Raw genomic sequence first — 12,521 nt, forward strand, 5'->3', positions numbered from 1 at the left:
AACGCCCACTACTGGTACGACAACCTCCGCAACCCCGTCCTCCTCCAACCCACCATCGAACAACTCACCCACAACAACCACCACATCTACATCGAGTCCAGCCCCCACCCCGTCCTCACCCACGCCATTTCCGACACGGCCAACAACCCCAACGTCCACGTCGTGGAAACCCTCCGCCGCGACCAAGGCACCCACCACCGCTTCACCACCAGCCTGGCAACCCTGCACACCCACGGCGTTTCCCGAGCGCTGGCCACGCACATCCCCCCGCCGTCCGCGTCGGGCACCCCCGATCCCGGGTTGCCGACGTACGCCTTCCAGTACCGGGACTACTGGCTCGACACCCCGGCCGTCGCCAAGGACCCGAGTGGGCTCGGACTCGTCTCGACGGAACACGAGTTCCTCGGGGCGGCGGTCGAACTCGCCGACGGTGGACCGCTGGTACTGACCGGCCGGGTCTCGCTCGCCACCCACCCGTGGTTGGCCGATCACGCGGTCCTGGACACCGTGCTGCTGCCCGGCACCGCGTTCGTCGATCTCGCGCTGCACGCCGCCGAGCTCGGTGACACACCGAACCTCGAAGAACTCGTCCTGGAGAACCCCCTCGTCGTCCCGGCGATCGGCGCCGTCCGGCTCCAAGTCGCCGTCGCCGCCCCGGACGACACCGGCCGGCGCGCCGTCACCATCCACTCCCGCAGCGACGACGCGAACACCGACCAACCCTGGACCCGGCACGCCGCGGGCACCCTGGCCCCCGACCCACTCGGCGCCACGGCAGCGACGTTCGACGCGACGAGTTGGCCGCCTGTCGATGGCGTGCCGATCGACGCCGACGAGTTGTACGGGACGCTGGCCTCCGCTGGTTACGGATACGGCTCGGTATTCCAGGGGGTTCGCGCCGCCTGGCAGGTCGGCGACGATCTCTTCGCCGAGGTGAGCCTGCCCGAGGGCACCGACCCGGCTGCCTTCGGGCTCCACCCCGCGCTGCTCGATGCCGCGCTCCACCCGATGGCGCGCGACCTCCTGTCTCGCGACGACGAACGAGGGGACGCGGACGACGCGACCGACGGATCGATCCGGTTGCCCTTCTCCTGGCGCGGTGTTCGGCTGCACGCCGCCGGTGCACGTTCGTTGCGGGTTCGGCTTGCGCGCGTGGGCGACGGGGTCGTTGCGCTCGACGTCGCCGACGCGGTCGGCGCGCCCGTGGTCTCGGTCGGCGCGCTGGCGACTCGGGCGATCTCGCCGGAGCAACTCGCCGCGTTGGCCTCGGCGGGACAAGGCGACACCCCACACCGGCACGAGGCGCTGTTCCGGCTCGACTGGACGCCGCTCTCGTTGACCTCGGCCGACGGCTCGTCGACCGACGAGGCCGACAGGCCGATCCGGTCCACCTCGTCCACTGGTTCAGCCGACCCCTACGCCTCCGGTCCGCCCGTCCTGACCCCTGACGAACTGCTGCACTGGCTGGGCCGTTTCGACAATGGCGCCGAGCAGCCGGCGGTGCTCGTGCTGGACGCCGCGACACCGGTCGCGTCGGGTACGGACGGCGACTCCGCCGACCCGGCCGCCACCGTACGGACGATCACCCGGCGCACGCTCGCGCTCCTTCAGGAGTGGGCGGCGAACGAGCAGCTCACCGGCATTCGACTGGCCGTCCTCACCCGAGGTGCCGTCGGCACCCACCCCGGCGAGGACGTGGCCGACCTGCCGGGCGCCACGCTCTGGGGCCTACTGCGCTCCGCGCAGTCCGAGAACCCGGATCGCTTCATCCTCGTCGACACCGACGGCAGTGCCGAGTCGCAGCGTGTGCTTCGGCTCGCGCTGGCCACCGGTGAACCCCAACTCGCGCTGCGACATGGGCAGGCGTTCCTGCCGCGTCTGACCCGTCCGGTGGCCGACGAGGTCCTGGCGGTGCCCGCGGACGGTGCCAACTGGCGGTTGGCGTCCGCGCATACCGGCACCCTGGAGGATTTGTACCTGGAACCCGCGCCCGAGGCCCTCGAACCACTGGGCGAGGGGCAGGTTCGGCTGGAGGTGCGGGCCGCCGGCCTGAACTTCCGGGACATTCTGATCGGCCTCGACATGGTGCGCGGCGACTCCCGGCCGCCGGGCGGCGAGGGCGCCGGCGTGGTTCTGGAGGTCGGCCCGGGCGTGAGCGATCTGGCCCCCGGCGACCGGGTGATGGGCCTGCTGCCGGGCGGTGTCGGGCCGATCACGGTCGCCGACCACCGGGTGCTCACCCAGGTGCCGAACGGGTGGACGTACGCCGAGGCGGCGGCCGTTCCGGTGGTGTTCCTGACCGCGTACTACGGCCTGGTCGACCTCGCCGAAGCACAACCGGGCGAAACACTCCTCGTCCACGCCGCCACCGGCGGCGTCGGCATGGCCGCCGTACAACTCGCCCACCACCTCGACCTCGACGTCTACGGCACCGCAAGCCCCACCAAATGGAACACCCTCCGCGCCCAGGGACTCGACGACACCCACATCGCCAACTCCCGCACCCTCGACTACGAACACACCTTCCACACCGCCACCCACCACCACGGCGGCATCGACATCGTCCTCAACTCCCTCGCCCACGAACACGTCGACGCCTCACTCCGCCTCCAACAACCCGGCGGACGCTTCCTCGAAATGGGCAAAACCGATATCCGCGACCCCCACACCATCACCACCCGACACCCCGGCATCACCTACCGGGCCTATGACGTCCTCGACCCCGGCCTGGATCGGGTCAAGGAAATGCTGGTCGCAATCCGCGAGTTGTGCGACAGCGGGGCGATCCGGCCGCTGCCGGTGACCGCCTGGGACATCCGCCGTGCACCCGAGGCCTTCCGCTACCTCAGCCAGGCCCGACACACCGGCAAGGTCGTCCTCACCCTCCCCCGCCCCCTCGACCCCAAGGGCACCATCCTGATCACCGGCGGCACCGGCACCCTCGGCAGCCTCACCGCACGACACCTCATCACCCGACACGGCGCCAAACACCTCCTGCTGACCAGCCGCAGCGGACCGGATGCCGTTGGCGCCACAGCACTCCAAGAGGAACTCACCGCACTCGGCGCCCGGATCACCATCACCGCATGCGACGCCGCCGACCGCACCGCGCTCACCAAACTCCTCGACGCCATCCCCTCGGCGCACCCGCTCACCGCCGTGATCCACACCGCGGGCACGCTCCGGGACGCGGTCCTCGGCGGGCTCACCGACGACCACGTCGATGCCGTGCTCCGTCCGAAGGTCGACGCCGCGTGGAACCTGCACGAGCTGACCCGCGACCACGACCTCGCGCGCTTCGTCCTCTACTCCTCGGCCGCGGGCACCCTCGGCAATCCGGGTCAGGCCAACTACGCCGCCGCCAACACCTTCCTCGACGCGCTCGCCCACCACCGACACACCCGCGGCCTTCCCGGCAGTTCGCTCGCCTGGGGGCTGTGGGCCGAGAGCAGCGGGATGACCGGCCATCTCGACGACTCGGACGTCGAGCGACTCGCGCGCACGGGCTTCCTGCCCATCACCAGCGCGCAGGGCATGGCGTTGTACGACGAGGCGGCGGATCTGCGGCATCCGGTGCTCATCCCGTTCCCGCTCGACCTGGCGACGTTGCGCACCCGGGCGGGTGACGGGGTACCCGCGGTACTGCGCGGCCTGGTGCGGGCGCGGCTCCGCCGCGCGGCCGAGGCGCCCGCGGCACCCGGCGACATCTCGGCCTCGCTCGCGGACCGGCTGCGCGCGTTGTCCCCCGACGACGCGCGGGAGCGGTTGCTCGAACTGGTACGCGCCCAGGCGGCGGCCGTGCTCGGGCACTCGGCGTCCGAGTCCGTCGAGGCGGAGAAGGCGTTCAAGGAACTGGGCTTCGACTCGCTCACCGCCGTCGAGTTGCGCAACCGGCTCAACATCGCGACCGGCCTGCACCTGCCCGCGACGCTGGTCTTCGACCACCCGACGCCGAGCGTCCTGGCCGAGTTTCTGCGTACCGAGTTGGTGCCCGCCGACGCACCCGCGCTGCCGCTGCTCGCCGAGGTGGATCGGTGGGAGGCGGCGCTGGCCACCGCCGTGCCCGACGACGGGACCAGGGAACGTTTGGCCGCCCGGCTGGCGGACTTCGTGGTCCGGCTCAACGAGTCGGCGAGCCGTACCGGTGCCCCGGGCGGCGACGCCGCGGTGGCCGAGAAGATCGACGCAGCCTCCGACGACGAGATCTTCGACTTCATCGACAACGAGCTCGGCATCTCCTGAATCACCCGTTCCGACCACAGTGACTTCGCGGTTTCGCGTTAGGGAGTGTTACGCCAGATGGCCAACGAGGAGAAGCTTCGCGACTATCTCAAGCGGGTGACCACGGACCTGCACCAGGCCCGTCGCCGACTGCACGAGGTGGAGTCCGAGAAGCACGAGCCGATCGCGATCGTGGGCATGGCCTGCCGGTTCCCCGGCGGCGTCGACACCCCCGAGGGGCTCTGGCGGTTGGTCGCGGACGGCACCGACGCCATCGGCGGGTTCCCCGCCGGGCGCGGCTGGGACCTGGACGGGCTGTACGATCCCGACCCGGAACACCCCGGGACCTCCTACGCCCGGACCGGCGGCTTCCTGGAGCGCGCGGACGGCTTCGACGCCGCGTTCTTCGGGATCAACCCCCGCGAGGCCGCGGCCACCGACCCGCAGCAGCGGCTGTTGCTGGAGACGGCCTGGGAGACCTTCGAGCGGGCCGGGATCCGGCCCTCGGCGCTGAGCGGCAGCGACACCGGTGTCTTCGTCGGCGCCATCGCGCAGGACTACGCGCCGCGCCTGCACCAGGCACCGGAGGCATTGGAGGGCTATCTGCTGACCGGGAACACCACGAGCGTGGCGTCCGGTCGCCTGTCCTACACCTTCGGTCTCGAGGGTCCCGCGGTGACGGTGGACACGGCCTGCTCGTCGTCCCTGGTCGCGCTGCACCTGGCGGTCCAGTCGCTGCGACAGGGCGAGTGCTCGCTCGCGCTCGCGGGTGGTGTCACGGTGATGGCCACTCCGGGGCTGTTCGTGGAGTTCAGCAGGCAGCGCGGGCTCTCCCCCGACGGGCGGTGCCGCTCGTTCGCCGGCAGCGCGGACGGTACCGGGTTCGCCGAAGGCGTCGGACTGGTGCTAGTCGAGCGGTTGGCGGACGCACGACGCAATGGGCACCACGTACTCGCAGTGATCCGCGGCTCGGCGGTCAACCAGGACGGCGCGAGCAACGGACTCACCGCGCCCAACGGCCCGTCCCAGCAGCGGGTGATCCAACAGGCCCTCATGAGTGCCGGATTGACGCCGGATCAGGTCGACGCGGTGGAGGCGCACGGCACCGGCACCACCTTGGGTGACCCGATCGAGGCCCAGGCGCTGATCGCCACTTACGGGCAGGACCGCCAGGGCGGGCCGCCGCTTCGGCTCGGCTCGATCAAGTCGAACATCGGACACACCCAGGCGGCGGCGGGCGTCGCCGGGGTGATCAAGATGGTGCTGGCCCTGCGGCACGGGGTGTTGCCCAAGACGCTGCACGTGGACGAGCCCGCGCCGCACGTCGACTGGTCGGCCGGCACGGTATCGCTGTTGACCGAGGCGGAACCATGGCCCGAGACCGACCATCCCCGCCGCGCGGGCGTCTCCTCCTTCGGGATCAGCGGCACCAACGCCCACGTGATCCTGGAACAGACCCCCGAACCCGAGCCCGCCGAGGAGGCCGCGGCGGATCCCGAGCGTCCGGACACCGGTTCGACCGCCGCGCGGACGAACGAGGACGACCCGGCCACCGCGGCGGTGTCGCCGTCGGGGCCCCTGCCGTGGGTGTTGTCCGCCCGCACGCCGCAGGCACTGCGGGAGCAGGCCGAGCGGCTGCACGCGTACGTCACGGCACATCCCGACGCCGACCTCACCGCGATCGCGGGCACGCTCGCGACCCGGCGAACCGTCTTCGACCGGCGCGCGGCCGTCGTGGGCATCCGTCGCGACGACTTCCTGGCCGGGCTGTCCGCCCTCGTACAGGACCGAAGCCTGCCCACCGCGGTAAACGGCCATCGGCTCGCCGGACCCGGCCGGACGGCGTTCATGTACACCGGGCAGGGCAGCCAACGACCGAGCACGGGCGCCGAACTGCGCGCCGCGTACCCGGTGTTCGCCGACGCCTTCGACGAGGTCGTCGCCCATCTCGATCCGCACCTGGACACGCCTCTGCGCGAGGTGATCGACCACCACCCCGAACTCCTCAACCAGACCCGCTACACCCAACCCGCACTCTTCGCCCTCCAAACCGCACTGCACCACCTGCTGGCCCACCACGGCGTGACCCCCGACTACCTCATCGGCCACTCCATCGGCGAACTCACCGCCGCCCACCTCGCCGGAGTCCTCACCCTCCCCGACGCCGCCACCCTCGTCACCACACGCGCCCGCCTCATGCAAACCGCACCCACCGGCGGCACCATGATCGCGGTCAGCGCCGCGCCCAACGAACTGGCCGAACTCCTCGACGGACACCAGCACCTGGTCTCCGTCGCCGCCCACAACGCACCCCACGCCACGGTGATCTCCGGCGACCGCGAACTCTGCCTCCGCATCGCCGAACAGGCCCGCGCGGCCGGTCACAAGACCAAGGAACTCAAGGTCAGCCACGCGTTCCACTCACCCCACATGGAGCCGATCCTCTCCGAGTTCCACGCCGTGGCCGCCGACCTGACCTACCACTCCCCCCACACGCCCCTGATCTCCAACACCACCGGGACGATCGCCACCGCCGAGCAACTCGCGGATCCCGGCTACTGGACCAACCACATCCGCCACGCCGTGCACTTCCACGACGGCATCACCACCCTCCACCACGAAAACGTCACCACCTACCTGGAGTTGGGTCCGGACACCACGCTCACCGCGCTCGCTCGGGAGACCGTCGAGAGTCTGCGGTCGGACGACACGGCCCAGGACACCTCGCCGGCCTTCATCCCGACCTCGCGCCGTGAGCAGCCGGAGCCGGAGATTCTCGTCACCGCCGTCGCGCATGCCCGGTTGTTCGCGCGAACTCCGGTATGGGGCACACTGGTTCCGTCAAAAGCCGGGTTCGTGGACGATCTCCCGTCCTACCCCTTCCAGCACGAGAGCTACTGGCTCGAAGCACGCGCGGGTGCCGATGTCGCCGCCGCCGGGCTGGACGCGAACGACCACCCGCTCCTCGCCGCCGCACTCCCCCTCGCCGACAACGACGGACTCATCCTCACCGGACGCCTCTCCCGCACCACCCACCCCTGGCTCACCGACCACACCGTCCTCGACACCACCCTGCTCCCCGGCACCGCCTTCATCGACCTCGTGATCCAGGCGGGCGACCGGGTCGGGTGCGACACGATCGAGGAACTGACGCTGGAGGCACCGCTGGTGCTCCCGGTCCGGGACGGGGTGGATCTCCAGCTCACCATCGCCGGCCCGGACGAAGCGGGACGGCGTACCGTCACCATCCACTCCCGACCGACCGGCGGGCCCGGCGGTCGTGGCGGTCACGGCGCCGGCGCCGAGTCGGCCTCATGGACGCGGCACGCCACCGGTGTCCTGGCCGAGCGCGGGGGCGCCGCACTCGGCACGGCCGATGACGACGCGGCGGCGGCAGAGGTCTGGCCGCCCGCCGGGGCCCAGGCACTGCCCGTGGGTGACCTGTACGAGCGGCTGGCCGAGCGCGGCTACGCCTACGGCCCGGCCTTCCAGGGCGTGCGCGCGGTCTGGCGGCTGGGCGGCGAGCTGTACGCCGACGTCCGCCTGCCCGAGGACCGGGCGGGCGACGCCGCGGGATACGGGCTGCACCCCGCTCTCCTCGACGCGGCACTGCACCCGTTGGTGCTGGACACCCTCGCGGGCGACGCGCCCGAACCGGACGGCGTGCGCCTCCCGTTCACGTGGTCGGAGGTGACCCTGCACGCGACCGGCGCGACCGCGCTGCGCGTACGGCTCACCCCGACCGGGACGGACCGGATCGCGCTGTCGGCCACCGACGAGGCGGGCGCACCGGTCGCCACGGTCGAGGCGCTCGTACTACGGTCGATCGCAGCCGATCGGCTCACCGCGGTCACCGAGGACACCGGCCGAGACTCCCTCTTCCACCTGGACTGGCTCGCCGCGCCGGCCCCCGAAGGCAAGCCGGCCGGCGTCCCGTTCGCGGTCCTGGGTGCCGACCCGCACGGCATCTCCGCGTCCGCCGACGCGGTGTACGCCGACCCGGCCGCGGTGGCGACCGCGATCGCGAACGGCGATCCGGTACCGGGGCTGGTCGTCACAACGCCGATCGTCGACCCGGGTGACGACGTAGCCGGCGCCGCCCACGCGGTCACCCGTGCGGCGCTCGCGCTGCTCCGGGAGTGGTCCACCGACGAGCGGTTGGCGTCGACCCGCCTGGTCGTACTCACCCGTCACGCCGTCGCCACCGACGCACACGACCCCGTGCGGCCGGCCGGCGCGCCGGTGTGGGGGCTCGTGCGCACCGCGCAGACGGAGCACCCCGATCGCTTCGTCCTGGTGGACCTCGACGACGATCCGGCGTCGTACGCGGCCCTGCCCGCCGCGCTCGCCGAGGGCGAATCGCAGCTCGCGCTGCGCCGGGGAGCGCGGTTCGTCCCGCGTCTGGTCCCCGCTCACTCCCGTCCGTCGCTGGTGATTCCGACCGCCGCCGAGCCGGCGTGGCGACTCGATGTGACCGGGCACGGAACGCTGGACAACCTCGCGCTGCTCCCGTCGCCGATCGCGGACGCTCCGTTGACGGAGCATCAGGTGCGACTGTCGGTGCGCGCGGCCGGTCTGAACTTCCGGGACGTGATGATCACCCTCGGCATGTACCCGGGTGAAGCCCTGATCGGCAGCGAGGGCGCCGGGGTGGTCCTGGAGGTCGGCCCGGGAGTCACCGACCTGGCCCCCGGCGACCGGGTGATGGGCCTGCTCGAAGGTGGTGTCGGACCGCGCACGATCGCCGACCGGCGATACCTCTCCCGAGTCCCGGCGGACTGGACGGACGAGCAGGCCGCCGCGACCCCGATCGTGTTCCTGACCGCGTACTACGGCCTGGTCGACCTCGCCGAAGCACAACCGGGCGAAACACTCCTCGTCCACGCCGCCACCGGCGGCGTCGGCATGGCCGCCGTACAACTCGCCCACCACCTCGACCTCGACGTCTACGGCACCGCAAGCCCCACCAAATGGAACACCCTCCGCGCCCAGGGACTCGACGACACCCACATCGCCAACTCCCGCACCCTCGACTACGAACGCACCTTCCACACCGCCACCCACCACCACGGCGGCATCGACATCGTCCTCAACTCCCTCGCCCACGAACACGTCGACGCCTCACTCCGCCTCCAACAACCCGGCGGACGCTTCCTCGAAATGGGCAAAACCGATATCCGCGACCCCCACACCATCACCACCCGACACCCCGGCATCACCTACCGGGCGTTCGATCTCATGGAGGCGGGTCCGGAGCGCATCCGGGAGATGCTCGCCGCGTTGCTGGCTCTATTCGAAAGCGGGGCGATCCGGCCGCTGCCGGTGACCGCCTGGGACATCCGCCGTGCACCCGAGGCCTTCCGCTACCTCAGCCAGGCCCGACACACCGGCAAGGTCGTCCTCACCCTCCCCCGCCCCCTCGACCCCAACGGCACCATCCTGATCACCGGCGGCACCGGCACCCTCGGCAGCCTTATCGCGCGCCATCTCGTCACCCGACACGGCGCCAAACACCTCCTGCTGACCAGCCGCAGCGGACCGGATGCCGTTGGCGCCACAGCACTCCAAGAGGAACTCACCGCACTCGGCGCCCGGATCACCATCACCGCATGCGACGCCGCCGACCGCACCGCGCTCACCAAACTCCTCGACACCATCCCCACCGACCACCCACTCACCGCCGTCGTACACACCGCCGGCACCACCCACGACGCCACCCTCACCACCCTCACCGACCAACACCTCGACACCGTCCTACGCCCCAAGATCGACGCCGCCTGGAACCTCCACCAACTCACCCACCACCACAACCTCACCCACTTCCTCCTCTACTCCTCCATCGCCGGCACCCTCGGCAACCCCGGACAAGCCAACTACGCCGCCGCCAACACCTTCCTCGACGCACTCGCCCACCACCGACACACCCACCACCAACCCGCCACCTCACTCGCCTGGGGACTCTGGACCGAAACCAGCGGAATCACCGACACGCTCGACGCCACCGACCGGGCCCGGGTGGCCCGCAGCGGACTGGTGCCGCTCGACAGCGGAACCGGGCTCGCCCTGTTCGACACCGCCGTGGCGAGGGGGGACGCCCTGGTCGTCCCGGCCCACCTGGACCCCGCCGCACTCCGTGCCCAGGCGACGGCCGGGACCCTGCCCACCCTGCTGCGCGGCCTCGTTCGCATCTCGACCCGACGCACCGCCCATGCCGGCGGGGCCGGTGCGGGCTCCTCGCTCGGTCGGCGGCTGGCCGGTCGGTCCGCCGCCGAGCAGGACGAGCTGATCCTGGACCTGATCCGGACCCAGGTGGCGGCCGTGCTCGGCCACGCCACCCCCGAGGCGGTGGATCGCGAACACGCGTTCGGTGACCTGGGTTTCGACTCGCTCACCGCCGTCGAGCTGCGCAACCGGCTCAACACGGCCACCGGCCTTCGGCTCCCGGCGACGCTGATCTTCGACTATCCGACCCCGCTCGCCCTCACCGCGTTCGTCCGCGCCGAGGTCGTCGGCGGACTCGTACCCTCGGCGGGAGAACCCACCGCGCGCGTACTCGGTGACGGCGGGCCGGCCGAGGACCCGATCGCGATCGTCGCGATGAGCTGCCGCTTCCCGGGCGGCGTCCGCACGCCCGAGGACCTGTGGCGACTCGTCGCCGAAGGCACCGACGCCATCGGTGGATTCCCCACCGAGCGCGGCTGGGATCTGGACAACCTCTACGACGCCGACCCGAACCGGGTCGGACACTCGTACGCGCGTGAGGGCGGATTCCTCTATGACGCGGACCGGTTCGACGCGGAGTTCTTCGGCATCAGCCCGCGCGAGGCACTGGCCACCGACCCACAACAACGGCTGCTCCTGGAGACCGCGTGGGAGGTGTTCGAGCGGGCGGGCATCGACGCCGCCGACATTCGCGGCACCGACGCGGGTGTGTTCGCCGGGGTGATCTCACAGGACTACGCCTCGGGCCTGGCCAAGGTGCCGGAGGGCGTCGAGGGCTATCTGTCCACCGGGAACACGACGAGTGTCGCGTCGGGTCGGGTGGCCTACACGTTCGGGTTCGAGGGTCCGGCGGTGACGGTGGACACCGCGTGCTCGTCCTCCCTCGTCGCGATCCACCTGGCCGCACAGTCACTGCGCAGCGGAGAATGCTCGCTCGCCCTCGCGGGCGGGGTGACCGTGATGGCCACGCCGAGTTCGTTCATCGAGTTCAGTCGTCAGCGGGCGTTGTCGCCGGACGGCCGCTGCAAGGCATTCTCCTCCACCGCCAACGGCACCGGCTGGGGCGAAGGCGTCGGCCTGCTCCTGCTCGAACGCCTCTCCGACGCCCAACGCAACGGCCACCCCATCGTCGCCGTACTACGCGGCTCCGCCATCAACCAGGACGGCGCCAGCAACGGACTCACCGCACCCAACGGCCCCTCCCAACAGCGCGTGATCCGCCAGGCACTCGCCAACGCGCGACTGGCGCCGGACCAGGTGGACGCGGTCGAGGCACACGGTACGGGAACCGTGCTGGGCGACCCGATCGAAGCTCAGGCCCTGCTCGCGACGTACGGCACCGACCGCGCTGCCGACCAGCCGTTGCGCCTCGGGTCGATCAAGTCGAACATCGGGCACACGCTTGCCGCCGCCGGGGTGGCCGGGGTGATCAAGATGATCCTGGCCATGCGGCACGGCGTACTGCCCAAGACACTGCACATCGACGAACCCTCCCCGCTCGTCGACTGGACCGCAGGCGCGGTCACCCTGCTCACGGAGAGCGAATCGTGGCCGCAGACGGACCACCCGCGCCGCGCCGGTGTCTCGTCCTTCGGCATCAGCGGCACCAACGCGCACGTGATCATCGAGCAGGCACCGGTGTCGGTCGTCGCGCCGGCGCCGGTCGACCCGGAGCCGCAACCGGAAACCCCGGTTGTCGCCGACTCATTGCCCTCCCCCTGGCTGTTGTCGGCGCGTTCGCCACAGGCGCTGCGCGAGCAGGCTCGCCGTCTTCGCGAACACCTGCACAGCCGGCCCGACTTGTCGGCGACGACGGTCGCCCGTGTACTGGCCGGGCGCACGCTGTTCGAGCACCGCGCGGTAGTCATCGGCAACCACACCGCCGGCCTCAAAGCCCTCGCACAGCAGCAGGAAACCCCGGACCTCATCCAGGGCATCGCGACCACCGACCCCGGCAAGATCGTGTTCGTCTTCCCCGGACAAGGCAGCCAATGGGACGGCATGGCACTCGACCTGTACGCCACGTCCACACCGTTCCGCGAACACCTCGACGCCTGCGCCGAAGCCCTCAAACCCTA

Annotated in this window: 2 protein-coding genes; both read left to right on the top strand. The window is 71.2% G+C overall.

Annotated elements, in window-relative coordinates; translation table 11 throughout:
* A partial coding sequence (locus ACIBSV_RS50205; RefSeq protein ID WP_395874643.1) for an SDR family NAD(P)-dependent oxidoreductase occupies window positions 1-4,242 on the top strand: 4,242 nt, incomplete at its 5' end.
* 57 nt (window positions 4,243-4,299) lie between these two features.
* Window positions 4,300-12,521 (top strand): SDR family NAD(P)-dependent oxidoreductase (locus ACIBSV_RS50210; RefSeq protein WP_395874645.1); only part of this gene is annotated, 8,222 nt, incomplete at its 3' end.

Source organism: Embleya sp. NPDC050154 (assembly GCF_044460165.1).
Lineage (GTDB): Bacteria > Actinomycetota > Actinomycetes > Streptomycetales > Streptomycetaceae > Embleya.